We start from the raw sequence: 24,468 nt of genomic DNA on the forward strand, positions 1-24,468 counted from the left end.
TTCATCGAAGTACGAATGCCACGTAACGTAATGGAAATCTCGTTGTTTTTCATCTTTCTTTACATGTTTAACTTTCTCGACTCATCGTCTTTTTTTCATCTAAATACGTTGGTGCAATATTCACATCGATTTTATAAACACCTGGAATTAAATTGTTTATATCGGTATTTTTAATCGAAAGTTCAATATTTGCTGTTGGTTGAACGAGAGCCGTCTTTTTCGCACGTATTTGATAAGGTTTGAAGTAAGAATTATTTTTCGCCGCTTTAAAATACGGTAATACATATACCTCTCCCTTTTTCTTCACAAGTTCAATTAATGCATTCACTTCTTCTTCTGAAATAGATGTGCCATCATGATGTGTTATGATTTTTTGTAGTTCACCCTCATCTCGTTCATCGAGTGCCTGTTCAAAGTGTTCAACCATTTTATTCTTTGAATGATTCGCACGATTCGCAGAAACGATTAAAAAAGTACTCGATAGTGCAAGACATAGACCTGTAAAAATCATTGTAAAAAGTAAAATTCTTTTAGTATAAGGAGAATATACTTTTTCACCACATACGTTACATCGCAATGTATTATTTGGTAGTTCATGTAGACATTTAGGACAATGTGTAGGCTTATTCTTTAACAATTTCAGCTACCTCCCAGCTATAGTCTCTTTTTTTAAGGTTAACTTTTAATTGTAAATTATATGAAGATAGGCGCAAGATGACGTGATTTTCATTTTTTACGTCAATGGATTTAATTTTTTGTTGTGGATAGTTGAACAAATAAGCATATTCGGATGAAATTTCGGTAAATAACGCGTTTTGTAGATGCATGTTAAAAAGTGCTTTTAAATCTTCTTGCGATAAGTAAAGTGGGTTTAAAGTTAAATAACGCATCCACTTATTTGCTTTTTCATCACTTTCAAATACAGCGTGATTGTTTTGATAATAGGATAAATTGTGTAATTCAAAATGATGTTTAGATGACTTAAATAAGAAATGTGCTGTTAGATGCGTTTTTTTTGCATCATTTACATAATACTGTGCAATTACACCATTCAGTTCATTTTTCTTATTCAGAGCAGGTATGACGGAAATAAGAGAAAATTTTTCGTTTATAATTGGAATCCTATTCACCTTCTTTTTGAAAGGCATGGTCGTAAATGCCTGTTCATCTTTTAACAAAGCTTTTTTTAGCGTTGCCTCTAGTTGTTTTTGTTGTTTCACGGTTAAAAATCTAAGGTTTATAAAATCAGTAAATTGCTCTATACTCGTCTCCTTTTGACGTAAATCTCCCCAAGGTGCATGAAAAGTATATTCCACTTGGAACGGTTCTTGTGCATAAACTGAAATGGGGCTATTCACCATTAAATGAGAAAGTGATGTTTGTACGTTTTGCTTTTTGACAGTTATAAACGGTAAAATCGATTCAAAAACAGAATTAAATTTGAATGAAACAGTTGTTTCTGTGATTTCAGGTATCATATCTGGACTTGATAGAGGTGCATTGACAACAGTGCTTGAAGGAAAAGAATCAGGTAGCATTGTTACTAGAACCGGATAGACTCCTGGGATTAAAGGTTCTTTTACTTGATGAAAAGCATAGCTCATGTTATGCCTCTTTTTGATTAATGAAACAGAAGGAGCCGTTACGCGATAGGGTTTTATATATGAATTTGTTTTAATAGGGCGAAATAAAGCGACTGTTTGTACTTCACCAAGCGTTGAAATTAATTGGATGAGTGCTTTTGCTTCATGTGCTTGAACTTTTGTTTGATCTTCATGAATTAATACTTTTTGTAAAGCACGTTCATCTCGTTCGCTAATCGCTTTTTCAAACTGCGACATGACATTTTCTTTTGAATAATTCGCTCGTTGTAATGAGAAAAATAAAAAAGAAGTAGAGCATAGTAAACATAAACAAATCAAAGCGGTTGTAATACGAATGATTTTCTTTTTATTTATGGGTTGTTTCGTATGACAAATCGGGCATGTTTTTTTATTTTTTTGAAGTATATGTAAACATTTCACACAAACTTTTTCCATAATCATCCACTCCCTCTAATTAGAAGTATAGCGAATTCAAATTTCCTTTACAATCAATGTTTTACAAAAATCGGTTACGAGAAAAGTGAAAAGACATAAATGAAATAGTAGGAGGAGATAACTTTTAAACAATTAATAAAATTATATGTAATTGAAGTAATTGGAAGTACAAAGCGTGTCATTGTAGATGATGCCTCAGTTAATTATCATCAAACAGGAATGTACACAATTCGTTTTTTAATTGAAGAAATTCATCGATCAGGGGAGCATAAAATCCAACTAATCGGACGTGACAGAAGTGGAAATGAAACCTTTATCCCTGTTCAAGTCGATGTATTAGAACATGCATGGATTATTTCGGGACAACGTGGAGATTCGAAAAATACATACAAATTATTTAAAACAAAAATGATTACAGCTGAAGTGAATCATCATACAACAACGGTGAAAACGACTGATACGCCTATTCTGCCCATTAAAAAGTGGCTACCCATTGGAGTTTTTCTTCTATTAATTGGTATGCTCGTATTTCTTCGTATGCAGCGAGTATTTCGAAAAAATACGTTCTTTCATCGTCGCACTTTAAAATGAGAAACCTGCTTTTTTCAAGTTTCCACATATGATACTATATGAAAGGAAATAAAGAACGGAGATGAAGCAAATATGGCGTTTATGTCAACATTACACACCGATACAATGGAGTTTGCTAAAAAAGTAGAAGCGAAAATCAAACCACAATTTGAACGAGTAGAAGAATTATCTTTTTATAATCAACAAAAAGTACTACATGCATTTGCTAAAAATCACGTGAGTGAAAACCACTTTGCAGGAACAACAGGTTATGGTTACGATGACGAAGGGCGCGATAATTTAGAACGTGTTTATGCAGATGTTTTTGGTGCAGAAGCAGCGCTCGTACGCCAACAAATTATTTCAGGTACACATGCCATTACATTAAGTTTATTTGGCGTATTACGTCCAGGAGATGAATTAATGTATGTTACAGGGCAACCGTATGATACATTACAATCCATTGTAGATGGCGGTGAACAAGATACAGGGTCATTAAAAGACTTTGGAATTGATTATCAACATATTGATTTAACAGCAGATAACAAAGTAGACTGGACAGCTGTAGAACAAGCTGTATCAAGTAAAACACGCGTTATGGCGATTCAGCGCTCAAAAGGTTATGCAGAACGTCCTTCATTTACAATTGATGAGGTAGGAGAAATCATTCGAAAAATGCGTGCGATTAAAGAAGATGTCATTATTTTCGTCGATAATTGCTACGGTGAATTTGTAGAAGCGATAGAACCAACAGAGTTAGGTGCCGATTTAATGGCGGGTTCATTAATTAAAAATCCTGGCGGTGGCTTAGCAAAAGTGGGTGGCTATATTGCAGGGAAAGCGAAATACGTCGAGCAATGTGCCTATCGTATGACAACACCAGGGATTGGTGCAGAAGCAGGTCCATCATTGAATACATTGACAGATATGTATCAAGGCTTCTTCTTAGCTCCACATGTCGTATCGCAAGCAGTAAAGGGTGCTATTTTTGCAGCAGCTGCATTAGAAGAGATTGGGATGGTAGCGGAACCGAAGTTTGATGCAAAACGTACAGATTTAATTCAATCTGTGCAATTCCAAACACCAGAGCAAATGATTCAGTTCTGTCAAACAGTTCAAAAGAACTCACCTGTCAATGCACAGTTCGCACCAGAGCCAGCATTATTACCAGGTTATACGGATGATGTGATTATGGCGGCAGGAACATTTGTACAAGGTGCCAGTATTGAGTTTTCAGCAGATGGACCGATTCGTGCACCTTATACGGTGTATATGCAAGGTGGATTAACATATGAACATGTAAAATTTGCAATTTTAAGTGCGGTACAGGAATTACAAGCATAAAATAGTGCGTTGAGAGGCTGGGACAGAACAAATCTTGCATGATTTTTTCGATCATACGGGATTTGCTATGTTGAAAATACTTTTGTCTCAGGCTCTGCATATTCACTATTTTGAAAGCAAACAAGAAAGATACGCTATATCTATAAAATATAAAGTATAAAGTATGCACATTAACAACTGATAACCAAAAAATGGAGCGATTATATAGGTTTAAAGCCGTCATCTAAATATTGAAAAATTATTATTCAAGTACCTCAAATGAATATTCAAGAAATAAGTTTATCTTCAAATGGTGGTGATCTTTTATTTGAAAAACTTAATCTAGAAAATAAAAATGGTACTGTAAAAAGAAGGATTATTGGTAATGAATCTGATTTTTCTATTCATTCCAAAGTTAAGAAGGGTAAGAGTAATATAAAAAGTAATAATGAAGATAAAGAAAAGCAGCTTCATTTAATAGGAAATAATAGTGAAGTAAATGTTGAATTTACTAAAGAATAAAATAGCTATTTGATAATTCAAATTTAAAAAAGACTAAGGTGCAAATAAATATAGCCTTAGCCTTTTTTTATAAGAACTTATATTCGAGTTAATTTCATAATTCCAATCCCTTTGTTATCAAGGGGTAAAATTAAATAAAAATGAGGCACCTCCCCAAATTCGGTATAATGGTAGCGACTAAACAACCCACCCGAAAGGAATGATGCCTCATGACTATTGTAAAACAAATTAGCCTGTTTGACATCCAAGAATTATTCGAAATGGAAAGTTCGCACCGATTTGATGCCATTTTCTCCACTTTCGATGTACAACCTATCTTTCATCTCTTTTCTAAAAAGACAATGCGTGGTGCTCCACGCGAATGTAATTACGGGGCCATGATTCAATCATTAATAGTACGTATCGTCGAACGTATTCCAACAATAAAGGACTTAGTCAAACGTTTAGTCAACGACCCTTTATTCCGTTTGGATTGCGGATTTCTTGTTTCGGATTCAGTTCCGTCAGAAGCGTCATATTCTCGTATGATTGATGTCATTAGTCAATCTGATGTACTAGATTTCATGCAGGATCAACTTATCCTAGCCGCTTTGACGGAAGGATTTCTCGAAGACGAGTGTCTCGGTTTTGATGCAACACACTTCGAATCACGTGATGCCTCAAAGCCTTCAGAGAAAAAAGAAGCAGCTCCACCAAAAAAACGTGGTCGAAAAACGTCTGAAGAACAAGCGATTTGGTTAGCTGAACAATCTGAGATTGAGGTCAATCAAACAACCTATGAAAAGAAGCTAGAAGCTCAGTTGACGATTCCGACGAACACACTTTGGCAAGATATCCCCATTGAACCGAAGTGGGGAATTAAGAAAAATAGTAATGGCAAAAATACGTTCTGGTATGGCTTTAAGGGACATTTAGCTGTTTCAACTAAAAGTCAATACATTGTCGCTCGCATCATGTCCTCAGGGAATTTAAGCGATAGTAAAGCAGCTATACCCTTGTTGAAAAAAATCGCAGACTTCTTGCCAAATCATTTCGCTACCGCAATTTTTGATGCAGGATATGATTACGAGCCAATTTACCGTCAAATATTAAATCAAACAATGCGTGCTGTTATTCCGTATAATGTCCGACGAGAGAGCGAAGTAATTGGATTTGACCAACATTTCCGCCCAACCTGTGTGCGCGAACATAGTTATCGTTATGACAGCTTTGATGAAAAATATCAGACACTCAAATTCACAAGACCAAAGGAATGTGAAACTTGTCCATTACGCGATGATTCCCTATGTCAAAAGGTTTTCAAAATAAAATGCGAAACAGATATTCGTAAGTATACGTCTCCAGCACGTGGCTCAGATTTATGGAAGAAACTCTATAAAGAACGTACGGCAGTAGAACGTGTAAATGCTTATTTAAAGCAATATTTCCAGTTAAATAACATCCGTCACAGAACAGGTCGCAAAGCAAAATTGCATTTCAATCTAGTGACGTTTATTTATAATGCCTGTAAGTTAGCAGTTGACCGCATCAATTCGCAATTAAGTCATGCAAAAGTACCTGCATAAATTTTAAAAACGATAGTTTTTACATCGGAGCAATCTAAGCTCTTGAAAAAATCGAATTATGAAATTGATTCATTCATCTATATAAAAGAATAAATTGTTCGAAAAAAGTTATGTTAGTTTTTCTAACATGTAATTGACAACGAAGCTAACATCTAATAAAATAAAAGACATGGAAGGCGTGGTGAAGTACATGAATCGCGAAATCAGACGAACAATGCCGCTGTTGCCAATTAGTATTGTCATGCAATTAACTGATTTAACAGCACGTCAAATTCGTTACTATGAAGAGCATGAATTGGTTCAGCCTGCCCGCACTGAAGGTAATCGCCGTATGTTCTCATTGAATGACGTCGATATACTTTTAGAGATTAAAGATTTATTAGATCAAGGTATTAACATGGCAGGTATTAAAAAAGTATTTGCAATGAAGAATCAGCCTTTAGAACAACAGAAAAAAGATATTACGGATGCCGATTTAAGAAGAATCTTACGAGAAGAAATGCAACAAGCACAGCGTATGCAACGAACATCCATTAGACAAGGTGATTTATCTCGATTCTTCCAATAAGTAAGTCGAGTTTGTCAATAAAAATGAAAACAATTAGGAGTGTGGAGAAACATGGGGAAATATACGAAAGATGATATTCGTCGATTAGTACAAGAAAAAGAAGTGAAATTTATTCGTTTACAATTCACAGACATTTTAGGAACAATCAAAAACGTTGAAATTCCTGTATCGCAATTAGAAAAAGCATTAGACAATAAAATGATGTTTGATGGTTCTTCAATTGAAGGGTTTGTACGTATTGAAGAATCAGATATGTATCTATTCCCAGATTTAGATACATTCATGATTTTCCCTTGGACAGTGGACAAAGGTGCTGTATGTCGTTTTATCTGTGATGTTTATAATCCAGATGGTACACCGTTTGCAGGAGACCCACGTAATAACTTACGCCGCATTATTAAACGCATGAAAGACATGGGCTTCACCGATTTCAACTTAGGACCAGAACCAGAATTCTTCCTATTTAAATTAGATGAAAAAGGCGAACCAACTCTAGAGTTAAATGACCACGGCGGTTATTTCGACTTAGCACCAACAGATCTTGGTGAAAACTGTCGTCGTGATATCGTATTAGAATTAGAAGAGATGGGCTTTGAAATTGAAGCTTCTCACCATGAAGTGGCACCAGGGCAACATGAGATTGACTTCAAATATGCGGATGTATTAACAGCTTGTGATAACATTCAAACATTCAAATTAGTGGTAAAAACAATTGCACGTAAACATGGCTTACACGCAACATTCATGCCAAAACCAATCTTTGGTTTAAGTGGTTCAGGTATGCACTGTAACGTTTCACTATTTACAGATGGTAAAAACATGTTCGTAGACGAAGAAGCACCAATGCAATTATCAGAAACAGCAATGCAATTCATGGCTGGCGTATTAAAACACGTTGAAGGTTTTACAGCGGTGACAAACCCAACAGTAAACTCTTACAAACGTCTTGTACCAGGTTATGAAGCACCTTGCTATATCGCATGGTCAGGTCGAAACCGTTCACCATTAGTTCGTATTCCAGCTTCACGCGGTTTATCTACACGTATCGAAGTGCGTTCAGTAGACCCTGCAGCAAACCCATATTTAGCACTTGCTGTTATTTTAGAATCAGGTCTAAACGGAATCGAAAACAAATTAACACCACCACCAGCAGTAGACCGTAACATCTATGTGATGAGTGCAGAAGAGCGCGAAGAAGCAGGTATTGGTAACTTACCAGTTAACTTAGATGATGCATTGCAAGCACTTGCTAAAGACCCAGTTGTACAAGGGGCTCTAGGTTCTCACATTTATGAAAACTTTAGAGAAGCAAAAGAAATCGAGTTCGATATGTTCCGTACACAAGTTCACCAATGGGAACGCGATCAATATTTAAAAACATATTAATCAGGTAGAATCCAACTCTATTTAACTATAATAAAAACCGGAATTACGCTGTGACGTGATTCCGGCTTTTTGCTTTGACCTAAAAGAATCCAATTTTTTACCTAAATCATTTACTACTCGCTGTAGAGGTAGGTGCTGGAATATCAAAATGAATTTCTGTTTGGGCTGCTGTAAAATTTGGTTTATATACGAGTTCATATGAATCGGCTGGCTTCACATCAAAATATAGTTTTCCATCTGCTTGTTCCCCACGATTGACTTCTTCTGATAAGGGCAATTCTTCATAACCATGATAACCAATTGCTTTTTCACCTTTTGAAACGAGGGCGAAATCATGTCGATCGATAAAAATAGAATCCTTACTATTATTTCGTACGTCGACATCAATCGTCACGATTTTTCCATTTTTCGATTTTGTAAATTGTATGGGGTCTGTCTGTTTTGCTTTTGTAATGTTGACAATGACATCATCAATTTTTAATGTATCACCTAATTGATAGGTCTCATCTGTTTTTGTTGAACTGCTTCGCTCCTCACCGCCCACTTTTTCAACAGAAGTCTGGCTGCAAGCTGGTAATAGTAAAAGAACTGTAATCGGTAATGTATAAAATGCTTTTTTCATGCCAAGTCCCCTTTCGCTCAATTATCGTCATTAACCATACCCGAATGCGTTTTAATCTATGCACAAGACGGGTATGGAGATTTGAAAAAGGACTGTGGAAATGTCGATGAAAAAAGTTTTATTCTATTATTTGTATGTATTTTAGGATTTACGTCATTTCAAATAGAAGGAAGCGCTACGAAAACTAAAAATAGTCCACGAAAAAACTAGGTGGTATTCATCAATCAACCAACTCCTTACTATGAAAAATGAATCAATACGAAATAGGCAAAAGTCCATTTTTAAAAAACATTAAATGGAAAAAAGAGTACAGCCTATATTCCAACTAAGTATATACGTGCAAATACATTTTCATTAGAGTATGGAATTATTAAAAATTCTAGAACGGCATTGAAAGCAAGTATTCTAAAAAAATCAAAAACCATTCATATCATTCCATACGGAACACGGTTATCCATTATACAAGTATGCACATTAAAAATGCGATCTAACATATTATAAAAATGGAAAATCATACAGAGGGTATATAACGGAAAAATCCATCCAATTATAAGGAGGGGGAAGGAGATATTGAATGTATCTGTTCAATACTCCTTTTATTTTTTAAAAATAGCAATTGACAATCAACTAAGATAATCTATAATAAAACAGTAATGATTATCATTCTCATTTGAAAGGAGGCGCACATATGCGATTACAAGTAAATCAAATTCGTGTGGGGTATGACGAAAAAACAATCGTTCATGATTTAACGATTACGATTCCAGATGGAAAAGTAACCACAATTATTGGTGCCAATGGTTGCGGAAAGTCAACTCTTTTAAAAGCGATTACACGTATCATCCCCTATCAATCTGGTGCAGTGATTTTAGACGGTGAAAATATTCAAAAGACGAATACAAAAAAGCTAGCACAAGAGCTAGCGATTTTACCGCAAAGTCCTGAAAGTGCTAGTGGATTATTAGTTGAAGAGCTCGTATCCTATGGACGTTATCCATATCAAAAAGGATTTGGAAATCTAACAGAAAAAGATCGTAGCGTGATTGAATGGGCACTTCAAGCAACTAATACAGCGATGTTTCGAAAACAGACTGTGGACGCACTCTCTGGTGGGCAAAGACAACGTGTATGGATTGCGATGGCACTCGCACAAGAAACCGACATCATCTTTTTAGATGAGCCAACTACCTACTTAGATATGGCATATCAGTTAGAAGTACTTGAATTGCTTCAGGAATTAAATGAAAAAGAAGGACGTACAATCGTCATGGTATTACATGATCTCAATCAAGCTGCACGCTTTTCAGATTATATGATTGCCTTGAATCAAGGACACTTAATCAAAGAAGGAACGCCTGAAGAAGTCATGACGCACGATACATTAGAGCGTGTATTCCAAATTGATGCTGTTATTGGTGAAGATCCACGTACGAAAAAGCCAATGTGTGTCACTTATAATCTAATTGAAACGACAGTGGACGAAAAAATCCCATCTATTCAACGATAAAAAAGGAGCTTATTTATGAAAAAATTAATAATTGCATTCATCGCATTAATGGTTTTAGCATTAGCTGCATGTGGTGGAAAAGAAGAAACAAAAGATAAAAAAGAAGATTCAGGTACATTCACGTATAAAGCTGTAAATGGGGATATTAAAGTACCAAAAAATCCGAAGCGTGTAGTAGTTCTAGCAGGCTTTACAGGTGATTTAATTAAATTAGGTATTCCAGTTGTAGGAGCAGATCAATGGTCAATGGATAACCCACAATTTAAAGATGCTTTAAAAGATGCAAAATTAATTTCTGATGAGGACGTTGAAAAAATTGCAGAATTAAAACCAGACTTAATCATCGGGTATGATACAGTTAAAAATAAAGAGAAAATCGAAAAAATCGCGCCAACTGTATTATTCACATATAATGCACACGATTATTTACAACAAGCTGTGGAAATTGGTAAAGTAGTCAACAAAGAAAAAGAAGCACAAGCATGGGTGGATGACTTTAAAACACGCGCAGCAGATACTGGAAAAGAAATTAAAGCAAAAATTGGTGAAGATGCTACAGTATCGGTCATCGAATCATTCGGTAAAGAAATCTACGTTTACGGTAATAACTGGGGACGTGGTACAGAAATTTTATACCAAGCAATGAAATTAAACATGCCAGAAGCTGTTAAAAAAGATGCGTTAAAACAAGGGTATTATGCTGTATCAAGTGAAGTATTAAAAAAATATGCAGGCGATTACATGATTTTATCTGTATTCGGTGATCAAGATCCAGCATTCACAAAAACAAAATACTATAAAGAAATTCCAGCCGTTAAAAATAATCGCGTATTTCGTGTCAATGCAAATGAATTTTATTTCAATGACATGATGACACTTGATTTCCAATTAGATTTCTTTAAAAAGTCATTTTTAGGAAAGTAAAATGATGATAATAAAAAGAGGTTATCCATAGCTGGGTAACCTTTTTTACATAGAAAGGACGGAGGAAAATATGCTGAAATTATTTCGATCATGGTCACTTTGGCTCCAATTGCTTATCGCCTTCGTACTCTTACTTATTACTATATTTTTTGCGATTTCACTCGGAGCGGCCGTCATACCACTTCAAGATGTATGGCATGCAATTTGGTCGAGTGAGGGTGGCGAGAAAATTGATATTTTACGAGAAATACGATTCCCTCGTGTGGTTGCAGCAGTCTTTGTAGGGGCGGCTTTAGCAGTAGCAGGTGCAATTATGCAAGGTGTAACACGTAATCCATTAGCAGACCCAGGTTTACTGGGGCTTACTTCAGGAGCAAATGCCGCATTAGCCATTGGTCTCGTTCTTGTTCCAAAACTCGATTATATGGGTTCTGTTATTGCCTGTTTAATCGGCGCTGCTGTTGGTATGGGGATTGTGTACGGTATTAGTGCCACAAGTAGAAAAGGAATGTCTCCTTTAAAATTAGTATTAGCAGGGGCTGCTGTTTCGATGTTTTTACAAGCAGTAGCAGATGGTACAGGTCTATTATTCAAAATTTCAAAGAATGTTTCGATGTGGACATCAGGTGGTTTACAAGGTATTACATGGAGTGCTTATATCGTTATGCCACTTATCATCATTGCATTAATCGGTAGTATTCTTATTAGTCGACAACTAACGATTCTAAGTTTAAATGAAGAACTAGCTGTAGGACTTGGACAAAAAACGATGCAAATTAAGACGATTATGTTCATCATTGTCGTGTTACTAGCTGGGAGTGCGGTTGCGTTAATCGGTAACTTAGCCTTCGTTGGTTTAATGATTCCGCATATTGTTCGTACATTCGTTGGTGGTGATTACCGAGCGGTTATTCCAATGTCGATGATTGCAGGCGGTATATTTATGGTCATCGTTGATTTGATTGGACGCACGATGAACGCACCATATGAAACACCTGTTGTGGCACTCGTTGCTGTGATTGGTCTACCATTCTTCTTAATTTTAGTGAAGAGGGGAGGGCGTTTCTTTGCTTAAAAAGAGTACGTATACATTTTATTTAGCAATGGGTGTCTTTTTAGTTATTTGTTGTGCTTTTTTAGGGTTATCTGTTGGTTATTCTTCAATGGGTTTTCGAAGTGTGATTGCTACATTTTTCGGTTACGGTGAAGTGTCAGATGAATTTATTTTATTCTCTATTCGTTTACCACGTATTTTAATTTTAATTTTAGCAGGTATTGCGCTAGCTGTAGCAGGTGCAGTACTTCAAACACTGACAAAGAATGACCTAGCAGACCCTGGGATTATCGGGATTAATGCAGGTGCAGGTGTTGGAATTACGGTACTTTACTTATTTGCAAAAGGAGAACTAACGAATTTTTCATATGCATTACCGATTGTTGGGTTCATCAGTGCGATTATAACAGCTCTCCTCATCTATAGTTTTTCTTACGAACGAAATCGCGGGATTCAACCATTCCGATTAATTCTTGTCGGTGTTGGATTTGCAGCCGCTTTATCGGGCATCATGGTCATGCTGATTTCTTCAGCAAATCGCTCAGATGTCGACTTTATTGCAGGGTGGTTAGCAGGGAATGTTTGGGGAGCCGATTGGCCGTTTGTATGGGCTCTACTTCCATGGGTACTCATTCTCGTCCCATTTATTATAATGCGTTCGAACCATTTGAACATTTTAGGACTAAGTGAGCCGATGGCAGTAGGGTTAGGTGCTTCATTGAACAAACAGCGTATGTACTTCTTATTATTAGCAGTTGGTCTAGCAGCAGCTGCAGTATCTGTGACAGGCGGAATTGGCTTTATCGGTTTAATGGCCCCTCATATTGCCCGTTCACTTGTTGGACCACGCCATCAACGTTTTTTACCGATGGCGATTGTCATTGGCCCGATTCTCTTATTAGTGGCAGATGCGATTGGTCGCTCGATTTTAACAGAATCGAGTATTCCAGTTGGGATTGTTGTCGCTATTATTGGTGCACCATACTTCTTATATTTATTAAAAAAACAAGTATAATAGATAGTAGAAGTAAGGAAACATCAGGAGGATTTTTATGAAAAAGTGGCTATTTGGTTTATCTCTTTGTATGCTTATAAGCTTAACAGGGTGTAGTGAACAAAATGTAGCACAGGCGCATGATAAAAAATATGGCATTAATTTAGACGTAGCACGTCGACCTTATACAGTTGATGTTTTAAAAAAATATATAGATGATGTGAAAAAATCAGGCGGGAACTATGTACATCTTCATTTAACCGATGATGAAAACTATGCATTAGAGAGTCGACTTTTAGGACAGCAAGCAAAAAAATCATGGCAGCAAAAAGACGGACTTTATCGCAATCCATTAACGAAGCAAACCTTTTTATCGATGAAGCAGATGCGCTCTTTAGAAGCGTATGCGGCGAAGAAGAAGATTGAATTAATCCCCGAGATTGATACACCTAGTCATATGGGAGCTGTTTTAAAACTGTATGAAAAAGCGAATCCGAAGGCAGCGAAAAAGTTGGTGCGTGATGAGTGGAATCAAATTGCACCGAATCAGTCGAGTATAAGATTCGTACAAGCATTATGTCGTGAAGTTTTACAAGCTTTACCGAAAACAAAAACGATGCATATTGGGGGAGACGAGATTGCCTATGATGAAGAAGATCATGTGAAATACATCCATTACTTCAATCAAATGAATCGTTATTTGCAAAAGAAGCATGTGCGTACATGGATTTGGAATGATTCTTTATTGAAGGCAGATTTAAAAAAGTTAGATCAAACGATAGCAATTACGTTTTGGAGTTGGACAGGTGAACCCGAAAGTGCAACTGAAAAGAAGTACCGTGAAAAAGTTCGTCCTAGTGCGCCACAGTTAATAAAAGCAGGACACATAGTTTATAATTATAATGATTACTACTTATATGTAGATTTTACATCAAAAGGTTCAATTCGTTCGGATCTGCAGTATATGAAAAGAGATATTAAAAAGAACTGGACGCTGGGGAGGTGGAATTCATCTCATCAGCAAACTACGTCAAAAATTTCTGGTGCAGCCATCTCTATATGGGGAGAAGGTTCAAAGAAATATACAGCTGACCAAGTTTACAACTATACAAAAGAATTGTTTCCGACAATGATGAAAAAGGTAAAGTAGTAGAAATACATTATTTTTGAGGGGTGTTTCGATGTCTATTTATGATTTAGACGTTACATTAGAAGATGGAAAAACGTATTCAATGAAAGAGTACGAAGGAAAAGTATTATTGATTGTGAATACAGCATCAAAATGTGGTTTTACACCGCAATTCAAAGAACTCGAAGAATTGTATCAAAAGTATAAAGATAAAGGATTAGTCGTACTTGGCTTTCCATCGAATCAGTTCAAGCAAGAATTAGATTCAGGTGAAGCAGCAGCAGAACAGTGTCGTTTACAATATGGTGTTACGTTCCCGATGCATGAATTAGTTCATGTAAATGGTAAAGATGAGCATCCATTATTCACGTATTTAAAAGAACATTCAAAAGGGTTTTTAGGTAGTAGCATTAAGTGGAATTTCACAAAGTTCCTTGTAGATCGAGACGGTCATGTCGTGGCGCGCTATGCATCGAAAGATAAGCCAAGTCAGTTTGAGGAAGATATTGTCAAATACTTAGAAATTTGATTGACAATTTAGACATTTTAAGATAATATATAAATTGTAAATCAATAGTGCTTGAATTGGTGTGAGGGAATCCTTGAATTCGCCTCGCTTAAAAGGGAAGCTGGTGTGATTCCAGCGCTGTCCCGCAACTGTAAATGTGAGTGTAGTAAGCATACCCACTGTCTCTAAATAGATGGGAAGGGGCTGTTACACAGTGACCATGAGCCAGGAGACCTGCCAATTCTACTGTGCATCTTTATTTACCTACGAGGATAGGTTGATGTTAGCTACTTATGTTTTTAGTAGATGACAGCTTTCCCGTGGGGAAGCTGTTTTTTTGTGCTCTCGTTACGATTCCCATTCAATGATTCAATACAACTATTTAGAACTCCCCAACTTCCGAATAGTATAATACAAAGCTTGTTTCGTTACGGGACCTAACAGAACTAAACTCTAGAGTAGAAGGAATTGCGTGTTTATACGTGATTCCTTCTTTTTAATACGATAAAGTGTTTCGTTTACTTTAAAAATGTATAAATTATTTGTAAAGATATAGAAAAGCAATGTATTTAGTGCTACTATATGGACTATATATTTTGAGATGGAGAGTGAGGTTTCGGTAAATGACCGAACAGGAGAAAAAAACAAAAATAAAGCAGGCGCGTTATCAAATTATTGCGGCTGACCTTGCCTCTAAAATTGTAGATCGAGAATATGAGGTAGGGCAAAAGCTATATGCACGTTCTTCATTAGCGAGTAAATATGGTGTTTCATCTGAAACAGCGCGCCGTGCCATTGCAGTACTACAAGATTTAGGAATCGTTCAAGCTACAAAGGGGAGTGGCGTCTTCATCAAGTCTTATGAAGAAGCTGCGAAATTTGTACATCAATTAAAAGATGTACAATCAGTCAATGAGATTCAGCATGATGTCTTTCAATCCATTGCCAAACAAAAAGAAGAATTAGAGCGCTTAGAACAACTCTCACAAGAGTTAGTGTCGCGAACAAATCGTTTCCATTCACTTAATCCATTTGCGCCATTCAATGTGACCGTAACATCTGAATGTCTATATTTAGATATGACTATTCAAGAATTGAACTTTTGGCAAAATACGACAGCTACAATTGTTGGAATTCGTCGTGGTGAAACGATTTTATTATCACCAGGGCCATATGCATCGATTAAAGAAAATGATGTCTTATACTTTATCGGAAATGAAGCTTCATTCGATATTGTGAAAAATTTTTTATACAAAGGATAAGTCAATTTTTAAAAGGCGCATAAACCTTATTGTAACAAGGGTTCATAAACATAAAATAATGATGGAAAATGCCATGTTTCTCCCAGGGGAAACATGGCATTTTTAGTACTTTCATTTGACATAAGTAACAACTTTTTGTTAGGGTTAAGTTGTTACTTATTTTGTAACAAACTGATATTGCAATGAATTGAGGTGTAGCTCTTGGCTAAAATAAGAGTAGAAAACGTAAGTAAAATTTTCGGAAAAAAAGTTACGCAAGCAGAAGAGCTTGTGAAGAAGGGAAAGAGTAAATCAACTATTTTAAAAGAAACAGGCGCAACGGTGGGTGTTTATGATGCGAGTTTTGAAGTAGAAGAAGGCGAAATTTTCGTGATTATGGGGTTATCAGGTAGTGGTAAGTCAACACTTGTCCGATTACTTAATCGCTTAATTGAACCAACAACCGGTCAGATTTATATTAACGATGCAGATGTATCAAAAATGAATAAAACACAATTACGACAAGTGCGAAGAAATTCAATTAATATGGTCTTTCAGAATTTTGGGTTATTCCCACATCAAACGATTTTAAAAAACACCGAATATGGATTAAAGGTTCGAGGGGTTCCAAAGGAAGAGCGTAAAATCAAAGCTGAAAAAGCACTTGAGAACGCGGGACTCATTGATTTCAAAGATCAATATCCAAAGCAATTATCCGGTGGTATGCAGCAACGTGTAGGTCTTGCACGAGCACTCGCAAACGATGCCGAAATTGTTTTAATGGATGAAGCCTTTTCAGCCCTCGACCCTTTAATACGGAAAGAGATGCAAGACGAGTTGTTAGAACTTCAACAAAACATGAAGAAGACAATTATCTTTATTACACATGATTTGAATGAAGCGCTGCGTATTGGCGACCGGATCGCGATTATGAAAGATGGACAAATTATTCAAATCGGTACAGGTGAAGAGATTTTAACCAATCCAGCTGATGAATATGTAAGTAGCTTCATTGAAGACATCGACCGTTCTAAAGTATTAACAGCTGAAAACATCATGGTGAAGCCAGTGACGATTAATCCGGCACATGATGGACCCAAAATGGCATTAAAACGTATGAAGGATGAACAAGTGAGTATGGTATTAGCAGTAACACCGCCAAAACAACTAGTTGGCTACATAACTGCAGACGATGCGCTGCGCTGTGCAAAAGAAGGTCAAACGAATTTAATGAATTGTGTGCAACAAGATATTTTAACAGTGCCACATGATTTATTATTAGAAGAAGTGTTGCCAATTATTTCAGATTCAAAAACACCAGTAGCTGTCATGAAAAATAATCAGCTTGTTGGCGTTCTTATACGAGGCGTGGTCATCGAAGCTCTCGCGAAAGAAACATCTGCGGAGGTGACGGCACATGAATAATTTACTCGATCAAATTCCGATGATGCCACTTGCAAAATGGACGAATAATGCAATGGATTATATTACGGAACATGGACAAGGTTTCTTTGATGCAATTCAAGAGAATACAGAAAGCATGATGCTTGCCGTTACAGATTTCTTACTTATGGTTCCAGCAATTGTATTTATTTTATTAGTTGCAGTATTAGCATTTTTTGCAACGAAGAAAAAGCTCGGTTTAACAATTTTTGCAGTACTTGGATTACTATTCATTTATAACCAAGGACTATGGAATGACTTAATGAATACCGTCACACTTGTACTATTTGCGAGTTTAATTTCGATTATTATCGGGATTCCTGTTGGTATTTGTATGTCAAAAAGTAGAGTATTTGAAAGTATTATGAAGCCGGTTTTAGACTTCATGCAAACAATGCCAGGTTTCGTGTACTTAATTCCAGCTGTTGCATTCTTCGGAATCGGTTTAGTACCTGGGGTATTTGCTTCGATTATTTTCTCAATCCCACCAACGATTCGTTTTACGAATTTAGGGATTCAACAAGTACCAAAAGAATTAATTGAGGCATCAGAGTCTTTCGGTAGTACAGGACCACAGAAATTATTCAACGTAGAACTACCATTAGCAAAATCAACAATTATGGCTGGTGTAAACCAAACGGTTATGCTATCGCTATCAATGGTTGTTATTGCATCGATGATTGGTGCAGAAGGTTTAGGGCAAAAAGTATTAACAGCTGTACAAAGAGCAGACGTTGGACCAGGTTTTGTAGCTGGTTTAGCACTTGTTATTTTTGCAATCTTAATTGATCGTTTAACACAAAGTTTCAATACTAAAAAAGGGTAGGGTGAATTAGATGAAATTTTCAAAAACAATGAAAGCAGCAGGACTAGCTTTAGGACTTGGTCTATCAGCAGTCCTTGCTGGATGCGGTAATTCTTCAAGTTCAGATAAGTCAGATCCAACTGTTGAACTTGCATATGTAGAATGGGATACAGAAGTAGCTTCAACAAATGTTATTGCTGAAGTTTTAAAAGAAGAAGGCATTAAAGTCAAAACAACTTCACTTGATAATGCAGTGATGTGGGAAGCTGTCGCAAATAACAAAGCAGATGCAATGGTAGCTGGATGGCTACCACATACACATGGTGCGCAATATGATAAGTATAAAGACCAAGTAGAGGATTTAGGTGTTAACTTAAAAGGTGCTAAAATTGGTTTAGTTGTACCAGATTATATGAAGGTTGATTCAATTGAAGATTTAAAAGACCAAGCGAAAAAAGAAATCACAGGTATTGAGCCAGGAGCAGGCATCATGGGTGCTACAGAAAAGGCTTTAAAAGATTATAAAAACTTAAGTGATTGGAAACTAAAACAATCTTCTTCAGGTGCGATGACTGTAGCACTTGGTCAAGCTATCAAGAAGAAAGAAGATATCGTTATTACAGGATGGGCACCACACTGGATGTTCCAAAAATATGATTTAAAATTCTTAAAAGATCCGAAAAAAGTATATGGTGGCGAAGAACAAATTCATACATTCGCTTCTAAAAAGCTAAAAGAGAAATCACCAGATGCTTATAAAATTTTGAAAAACTTTAACTGGACAACAGATGATATTGAATCAGTTATGTTAGATATTCATGATGGTACACCACCAGAACAAGCTGCAAAAACTTGGATTAAAGAAAACCAAACAAAAGTAGCAGAGTGGACAAAATAATCGTGTAATAAATAAATCCTATGTAGTGAACATATGAAAGTTCACGCATAGGATTTTTTACATTAAAAAACGAGGTCTACGCACGGTAAGGCCTCGTTTTTAATTAATTAACCACGTCCACCCATTGGTTCTGAAGCACGTTGATTAAATATGGAAATATGATCTAATTTTTTTGTTTTTGTTGGACCAACAAATTTCAGCGTATTTTTTCCGACTTTATAATTTAAAATTGTATCTTTACCATTATAGGTTGTTGAAGATGGCTTACCACCAATAGCTATAATATCTGAAAATGTAATATCTGATAGTTTAAATGAACTGTCAGGTGCTACGAAAGTGCGCACATCATAAACACGATCTCCGCGCCCAATGGCAAAAGCATAGGTTACTTTTCCTTTCTTTTTATATTCAATATAATTCGTATTATTAGAGAATGTTGTAGCGGGTTTTCCCCATTTGTTTGTAATGTCTTCATAAACCGATTTTCCACTTTCAAATGGAACACCTTCTGTCATACCATTTTTCGCTGTTTTGAATTGGTTTTGTAAAAAATCACGTAAGATAGGTTTTACCGTGTCTTTTGATTTTGTTTCGATTTTTTTAGAAGAAGTAGATGTTACAGTAGTGTCTTCTTTTTTACTAGCCTCTGTTTGTACACCTTCTGTTTGTACACCCTCTGTTTGTACATCTTCTGTTTTCGCTGTCGTGTTTTCAGCTGCCTGTGTTTTAGGCACTTCCTTTTCAGGAGTTGCTTCTGGCTCTCCGCAAGCAACAAGTAGCAGTGAAGAAGCTGCAAGTAAACTAGCTAGTTTTGTATAAGTTTTCATCGAATCTCCTCCTTTTAATCGTTTATATTCTCTATTAAATTATACCAAATAAAAAGAATACAACTACTACAAATAGCAGCAAAAATTGTTAAGAAGTTTCAATATTTTTTATCTTTTTGTTATATTCATAAAATAAAGAGATGGAATGGTCAAAGTATAAAACCCGAAATTGCACTATATGGTGCAATTTCGGGTTTTAAAATTTATTGTACTTCTTTTAAACGAGGTTCTACAACAGAAGAAGCATCTACTGTTTTTAAGTTTGTAATATATTGAATGAATGCATCTGTATCTAAACCAAGATCATCGATTACTTTTGCTTCTTTAAACGTAGGGAATTGGTCACCGCCACCTACTAAGAAGTCGTTGATTACTGCTTTATATGTTTTCGCTTCATCAATCTTTTCGCCATTTACGAATACATCAACTACTGCTTTATCTTTATATGTGTATGTTAAACCAGAAACTTCTAAACCATATCCACCTGTAAATTGATTATTAATTGCAGATTTAACTTGAGCACCTGTTAATTCAACGATTTTTAAAATGTTACCGAAAGGTTGAACGCCTTGTGCAGCGCCACGTGAAATCACAAATGAATCGCCAGAAGCAGTTGCATCTAAGTCAGAGCGAACGCCACCAGAGTTTGTGAAAGCAAAGTCAACTGAAGCATCTTTTGCTTTTGCAAATGCTAACTGACCATCTGTTACAAGGTTCCCTACAGGTGAGCCACCTAGTGGATAGGCTACACGTTCACGTGAGATTTTTGCTGTATTCATATTTGCGATTGGTTGGTCCATTACTTTCCCAACAATATTTTTTGCTTCTTGAATAATACCATTTACTTTTTTAGATACTTTATTTTTCATAATCGTTGTTTCTGTTTGTGTATAGTTATATTTAATTTTAGCTGCTGGTGTCTTCATAAAGTCTTTTGTTTTTGAACTTAGTGTACCTGTTACAACTGAATAAGCAGATGCATAGTTATATGCTTCAACTACGCGAACACCTTTGTACGTGCCGTTAGCATAGCCATGATTATGACCAGCAAAAACGACGTCAATTGAGTTCGACGGATCGAGTTTATTTGCTGTTTTCAACATATCAATTACATCGCCTGTTAAATGTGAATTTTCTTGTGTTTCAATAGAAGAATTGGCATCTTTATCGACTTCGACAGATGAGTGAGCGACAACGGCGATTGCTTTTACGCCTTGTTTACGTAATTCTTTTGTATATTTTGCAACAGCTTGTCCAGGGTCCACTACATCGATATCTTTTGTATGTTGTGCTAAAACGACTTCTTTAATACGTGGTGTTACAATGCCGATGAAGCCGACTTTTACACCGCCGATTGTTTTAACTGTATAAGGTTTGAAGCCTTTAACTAATTTTTTTGTCTTTTTATCAACTACATTTGCTGAAAGAATCTCCATTTTAGAAGTTGTTTGTTTATAATCTTCTACGAATTCATAGTTTTGTGTTACACCTTTGATGGGTTTTTTACCTTTCCAAATACGTTGGAATTCGTCTAAACCTTCATCGAATTCATGGTTTCCAAGTGCACCAATCGAGAAATTCATTGCATTTAAAATATTCATTGTTGGTTCATCTTGTAAAAGACTTGAGATAGCAGGAGAGCCACCTACTGTATCACCAGCATGAATTGAAAGTGAATTAGAAGTTGTTGATTTCAACTTATTTGCTTTTGCAAAAGCAGCTTTTTCTTGTTCGAAGTTATACGCTAAAGAAGCCATCCCACCGACTGGCGTACCTACATTATCTTTTTTGTTATTCCCATCAATATAACCGTGTAAGTCGTTCATACTTAAAAGTTGTACAGGGATTTTTTTCTCTACTACTTTTTTACTTGTTGTTTTAGCTGTTGCATTGATTCCTGCACCGAAAGAAAATGGTACGGCAGTTAGTAATGCAGCAACGCTTAATGAAGTAATAATCTTCGATTTAAACATCATTTCGCCACCCCTTAAAATAAAATTGTTTCCTCCTAAATATAAGAATTACATCCTGAAATAGCAATATATTATTGAATTATTCGATTTAACAGAAAATATAGTTTTTTTAGATATTGTTATAAAAATACAATTTGTATAAATATAAAATAAGCTAAAAGTAATAAGTCAGACATTAGACGTTAGTCATTTGAACATATGCTAGCAAGTAAGTGATTAAGATGTCTATAGTAAAAAAATAAATCTAAACAAAATAAAAACTAGTAATGAATGTAAAAAAAAACATTCTTTACTAGTTGAAATTTATTTAAAATGAATGAATATTTCTGTATAGACCAACTACTTTACCTAAAATCGATACGTTTTGAACAATAATTGGTTCCATTGAAGAATTCTCAGGTTGCAAACGGTAATAACCGTCTTCTTTATAGAAACGTTTTACCGTTGCTTCGTCGTCTTCAGTCATTGCCACAACGATCTCACCGTTATTTGCAGAAGACTGTTGTTTCACAATGACATAGTCACCATCTAGAATACCTGCTTCAATCATCGACTCACCCATAATTTCTAGCATAAAAATATGGTCATCAGATGTACCATATGTATGTGGAATTGGGAAGTACTCTTCAATATTTTCAATTGCTGTGATGGGCATACCTGCTGTTACTTTACCAAGAAGTGGAACATGCATCACACCTTGTTTTGTAGCCGTAGTCGATTCAAAAGGATTTAAAATTTCAATTGCACGAGGTTTCGTTTTATCGCGACGGATATAACCCTTACTTTCTAAACGTTCTAAATGTCCGTGTACAGTTGAACTAGAAGCTAATCCAACAGCCAACCCAATCTCGCGTACAGAAGGCGGATAACCCTTACTTTGTACTTCCTCTTTAATAAAATTTAAAATCGCTTCTTGACGCTTTGAAAGTTTTGTTTTTTTCAATGCAGTGTTCACAACCTTCACCTCAACTTCCTACTATATTTTGTATTTTGAGTATAACATCGTAGAAAATCAAATGCAAACAATTGTTCTGAAAAAACCGTTGACAAAAACAAGTGTTCGAGTTTATGATGGGAACAAACATTCTAGTAAAAAGTTGGAAGGGGAAATTCAGATGAAGTGGATCAAAAATAATGTGATGGTGATTTGTTTTTCGGTAGTTGTATTATTGTTTGTTGGTAATGTTGTACGTGATACAATAGCGAAGACGCATGTAACTGAAATTCGAATTACAGAAGGTGATACATTATGGTCTTTAGCTCAAAAATATAGCGGAGATATGAAACCACAAAAATGGATGAACCAAGTTATTAATCAAAACAATTTAGTTGATGGGCAAATTATGGCGGGAGAGAAATTAACCGTACCGATTACGAATCATGAATTACAACAAATAGAATTAGCGAGTGATCAATAATGAAATTTAAAAAAGCTGTAGCTTACTGTCGCGTAAGTACAGAAAAAGAAACGCAGAACCAGTCTTTAGAAAGACAAAAAATTGAATTAACTGCCTATGCTAAAGAAAAAGGGTACACATTAGATTGTATTTTTGAAGACCGCCATAGTGGTTATGATATTGAGCGTGAAGGATTATTAGAATTGTTAGATTTCTTAAAACAATATCCGCAATCTGCTCTATTTATTCAAGATGAGACACGTATTGGACGCGGGAATGGTCGAATGGCTGTTTTACATCTTTTACAAAAATACGATACAACGATTTACTCTATGTCATCAGATGGTGAAATGAAACTAAACGATATGGATTCGATGTTACTGGAGATTTTAGCGATTGTAGAGGAGTACCAACGCAAAATACATAATGCAAAAATCAAACGAGGAATGCGTCGTGCTGTTGAAAATGGCTATCGTCCAGAATTAAATATTAGTAATCGTGGTAATCCAGAAGGACGCGAAAGAATTGATGTGCCGCTTGATCAAATTGTTGCATTAAGAAAAAAGGGGCTTACTTATGAAGAAATAGCTGCCACGTTAAAAATTGCTGGTTTTCATGTGAGTAAAGCAACTGTACATCGTCGTTATACAGAGTATGTACAAGAACAACAAAATCAATAGAATTTTTTCTCTAAAATGTCTTTTTAAGTTTTTAAATCGTTATTTTTAAGCTTTTTTCAGGATTTTTGAGCTGAATACTTGCTAAATTGCTGTATTTTTCATACCTTTAATGTAGTGACTAGGTCGAAAGGATGAAAATTATGCTATCAAAAGAAAAACTAGCGCGTATTAGTGAATTATCAAAAAAGAAAAAAGCAGGTACATTGACTGTTGAAGAAGCAAAAGAACAGACGACACTGCGCCAAGAATATTTAGATACATTCCGTAAAACAATGCGTAATACAATCGAAAACGTTCGTATTTTCGATCCAAATGGTGAAGAAGTAACGCCAGAGAAAATTCGTGAAAAGCAAAAAACAAACGGACGTCTAAACTAATAAACTAACAAGTAAAAACGCACACAATTATGACGAAAATCCACAATTGTGTGCGTTTTTTCATGGATAATCGTCTAACGTCAATTATAACCATTGTTTTATAGTCGATTCTTGAC

General features: G+C 35.8%; 25 protein-coding genes and 1 riboswitch. Of the genes, 19 read left to right on the top strand and 6 right to left on the bottom strand.

Annotation, left to right across the window (positions count from 1 at the left end):
- Positions 1-67 precede the first annotated feature (67 nt).
- Together MHB75_RS02440 and MHB75_RS02445 are read right to left on the bottom strand one after the other, a co-directional pair.
- Positions 68-637: a TcaA second domain-containing protein gene (locus MHB75_RS02440; RefSeq protein WP_340995779.1), complete on the bottom strand. Its 570-nt coding sequence runs from the start codon at positions 635-637 to the stop codon at positions 68-70.
- Entirely contained in the window at positions 624-1,841 is a 1,218-nt protein-coding gene (locus tag MHB75_RS02445) for a hypothetical protein (protein WP_340995780.1), read from the bottom strand. Before MHB75_RS02445 ends, MHB75_RS02440 begins: the two co-directional genes overlap by 14 nt.
- Positions 1,842-2,258: 417 nt before the next feature.
- Here MHB75_RS02445 and MHB75_RS02450 point away from each other — a divergent pair, with 417 nt between their 5' ends.
- The 6 genes from MHB75_RS02450 to glnA all read left to right on the top strand — a co-directional run bounded on the left by MHB75_RS02450 (position 2,259) and on the right by glnA (position 7,973).
- Positions 2,259-2,630: a hypothetical protein gene (locus MHB75_RS02450; protein WP_340995781.1), complete on the top strand. Its 372-nt coding sequence runs from the start codon at positions 2,259-2,261 to the stop codon at positions 2,628-2,630.
- Between the two features lie 72 nt (positions 2,631-2,702).
- A complete protein-coding gene (locus MHB75_RS02455) occupies positions 2,703-3,953 on the top strand; it encodes a methionine gamma-lyase family protein (protein ID WP_340995783.1) in 1,251 nt (416 codons plus the stop codon).
- 258 nt (positions 3,954-4,211) lie between these two features.
- Positions 4,212-4,454: a hypothetical protein gene (locus MHB75_RS02460; RefSeq protein ID WP_340995784.1), complete on the top strand. Its 243-nt coding sequence runs from the start codon at positions 4,212-4,214 to the stop codon at positions 4,452-4,454.
- A gap of 209 nt (positions 4,455-4,663) precedes the next feature.
- Positions 4,664-6,019: a transposase gene (locus MHB75_RS02465; protein WP_109350943.1), complete on the top strand. Its 1,356-nt coding sequence runs from the start codon at positions 4,664-4,666 to the stop codon at positions 6,017-6,019.
- A gap of 190 nt (positions 6,020-6,209) precedes the next feature.
- Complete coding sequence (locus MHB75_RS02470) at positions 6,210-6,587, top strand: MerR family transcriptional regulator (protein WP_068454597.1); 378 nt, start codon at positions 6,210-6,212, stop codon at positions 6,585-6,587.
- A 51-nt stretch (positions 6,588-6,638) separates the two neighbouring features.
- Entirely contained in the window at positions 6,639-7,973 is a 1,335-nt protein-coding gene (glnA, locus tag MHB75_RS02475; protein WP_340995785.1) for a type I glutamate--ammonia ligase, read from the top strand.
- 106 nt (positions 7,974-8,079) lie between these two features.
- Here glnA and MHB75_RS02480 read toward each other — a convergent pair whose 3' ends face one another.
- Positions 8,080-8,595 carry a DUF4352 domain-containing protein gene (locus MHB75_RS02480; protein ID WP_340995786.1) on the bottom strand — a complete coding sequence of 172 codons (516 nt, stop codon included), beginning with the start codon at positions 8,593-8,595 and terminating at the stop codon, positions 8,080-8,082.
- A gap of 688 nt (positions 8,596-9,283) precedes the next feature.
- Between MHB75_RS02480 and MHB75_RS02485 the strand changes: the two genes are divergently transcribed.
- The 10 genes from MHB75_RS02485 (at position 9,284) to MHB75_RS02530 (ending at position 19,098) form a co-directional block, all read left to right on the top strand.
- Positions 9,284-10,102: an ABC transporter ATP-binding protein gene (locus MHB75_RS02485; RefSeq protein ID WP_340995787.1), complete on the top strand. Its 819-nt coding sequence runs from the start codon at positions 9,284-9,286 to the stop codon at positions 10,100-10,102.
- A gap of 15 nt (positions 10,103-10,117) precedes the next feature.
- Positions 10,118-11,026, top strand: a complete 909-nt coding sequence (locus MHB75_RS02490; protein ID WP_340995788.1) for an iron-hydroxamate ABC transporter substrate-binding protein — start codon at positions 10,118-10,120, stop codon at positions 11,024-11,026.
- A gap of 70 nt (positions 11,027-11,096) precedes the next feature.
- Positions 11,097-12,101: a FecCD family ABC transporter permease gene (locus MHB75_RS02495; protein ID WP_340995789.1), complete on the top strand. Its 1,005-nt coding sequence runs from the start codon at positions 11,097-11,099 to the stop codon at positions 12,099-12,101.
- Between the two features lie 28 nt (positions 12,102-12,129).
- Positions 12,130-13,095, top strand: coding sequence for a FecCD family ABC transporter permease (locus tag MHB75_RS02500; RefSeq protein ID WP_340998530.1), 966 nt, complete (start codon positions 12,130-12,132; stop codon positions 13,093-13,095).
- A 37-nt stretch (positions 13,096-13,132) separates the two neighbouring features.
- On the top strand, positions 13,133-14,224 hold the full coding sequence (locus tag MHB75_RS02505) for a family 20 glycosylhydrolase (RefSeq protein ID WP_340995790.1): 1,092 nt from the start codon (positions 13,133-13,135) through the stop codon (positions 14,222-14,224).
- Between the two features lie 31 nt (positions 14,225-14,255).
- Positions 14,256-14,732: a glutathione peroxidase gene (locus tag MHB75_RS02510; protein ID WP_068454575.1), complete on the top strand. Its 477-nt coding sequence runs from the start codon at positions 14,256-14,258 to the stop codon at positions 14,730-14,732.
- 40 nt (positions 14,733-14,772) lie between these two features.
- Positions 14,773-14,967: riboswitch (cobalamin riboswitch) on the top strand.
- A gap of 367 nt (positions 14,968-15,334) precedes the next feature.
- Complete coding sequence (locus tag MHB75_RS02515) at positions 15,335-15,973, top strand: GntR family transcriptional regulator (RefSeq protein ID WP_141272489.1); 639 nt, start codon at positions 15,335-15,337, stop codon at positions 15,971-15,973.
- A 201-nt stretch (positions 15,974-16,174) separates the two neighbouring features.
- Entirely contained in the window at positions 16,175-17,377 is a 1,203-nt protein-coding gene (locus MHB75_RS02520) for a quaternary amine ABC transporter ATP-binding protein (RefSeq protein WP_141272491.1), read from the top strand.
- Entirely contained in the window at positions 17,370-18,221 is an 852-nt protein-coding gene (locus MHB75_RS02525; RefSeq protein ID WP_141272493.1) for an ABC transporter permease, read from the top strand. The genes MHB75_RS02520 and MHB75_RS02525 overlap by 8 nt, the downstream gene beginning before the upstream one ends.
- 10 nt (positions 18,222-18,231) lie before the next feature.
- Entirely contained in the window at positions 18,232-19,098 is an 867-nt protein-coding gene (locus tag MHB75_RS02530; protein WP_285216035.1) for a glycine betaine ABC transporter substrate-binding protein, read from the top strand.
- Between the two features lie 107 nt (positions 19,099-19,205).
- On the opposite strand, the gene MHB75_RS02535 is transcribed toward MHB75_RS02530, so the two are convergent.
- From MHB75_RS02535 to lexA, 3 genes are all read right to left on the bottom strand, one after another.
- Positions 19,206-19,925 (bottom strand): DUF4309 domain-containing protein, encoded by a 720-nt coding sequence (locus MHB75_RS02535; RefSeq protein WP_340995791.1) that lies wholly within the window; start codon positions 19,923-19,925, stop codon positions 19,206-19,208.
- A 203-nt stretch (positions 19,926-20,128) separates the two neighbouring features.
- Positions 20,129-21,901, bottom strand: coding sequence for a bifunctional metallophosphatase/5'-nucleotidase (locus tag MHB75_RS02540; protein WP_340995793.1), 1,773 nt, complete (start codon positions 21,899-21,901; stop codon positions 20,129-20,131).
- Between the two features lie 304 nt (positions 21,902-22,205).
- Positions 22,206-22,853, bottom strand: coding sequence for a transcriptional repressor LexA (gene lexA / locus MHB75_RS02545; RefSeq protein WP_255314696.1), 648 nt, complete (start codon positions 22,851-22,853; stop codon positions 22,206-22,208).
- Positions 22,854-23,013: 160 nt separating this feature from the next.
- Between lexA and yneA the strand changes: the two genes are divergently transcribed.
- The 3 genes from yneA to MHB75_RS02560 all read left to right on the top strand — a co-directional run bounded on the left by yneA (position 23,014) and on the right by MHB75_RS02560 (position 24,352).
- Positions 23,014-23,316, top strand: coding sequence for a cell division suppressor protein YneA (yneA, locus tag MHB75_RS02550; RefSeq protein ID WP_170214691.1), 303 nt, complete (start codon positions 23,014-23,016; stop codon positions 23,314-23,316).
- Positions 23,316-23,975, top strand: a complete 660-nt coding sequence (locus tag MHB75_RS02555; RefSeq protein WP_141272501.1) for a YneB family resolvase-like protein — start codon at positions 23,316-23,318, stop codon at positions 23,973-23,975. Before yneA ends, MHB75_RS02555 begins: the two co-directional genes overlap by 1 nt.
- 140 nt (positions 23,976-24,115) lie before the next feature.
- On the top strand, positions 24,116-24,352 hold the full coding sequence (locus tag MHB75_RS02560) for a DUF896 domain-containing protein (RefSeq protein ID WP_141272503.1): 237 nt from the start codon (positions 24,116-24,118) through the stop codon (positions 24,350-24,352).
- Positions 24,353-24,468: the final 116 nt, after the last annotated feature.

The organism is Kurthia sp. FSL E2-0154, assembly GCF_038003625.1.
Lineage (GTDB): Bacteria > Bacillota > Bacilli > Bacillales_A > Planococcaceae > Kurthia > Kurthia gibsonii.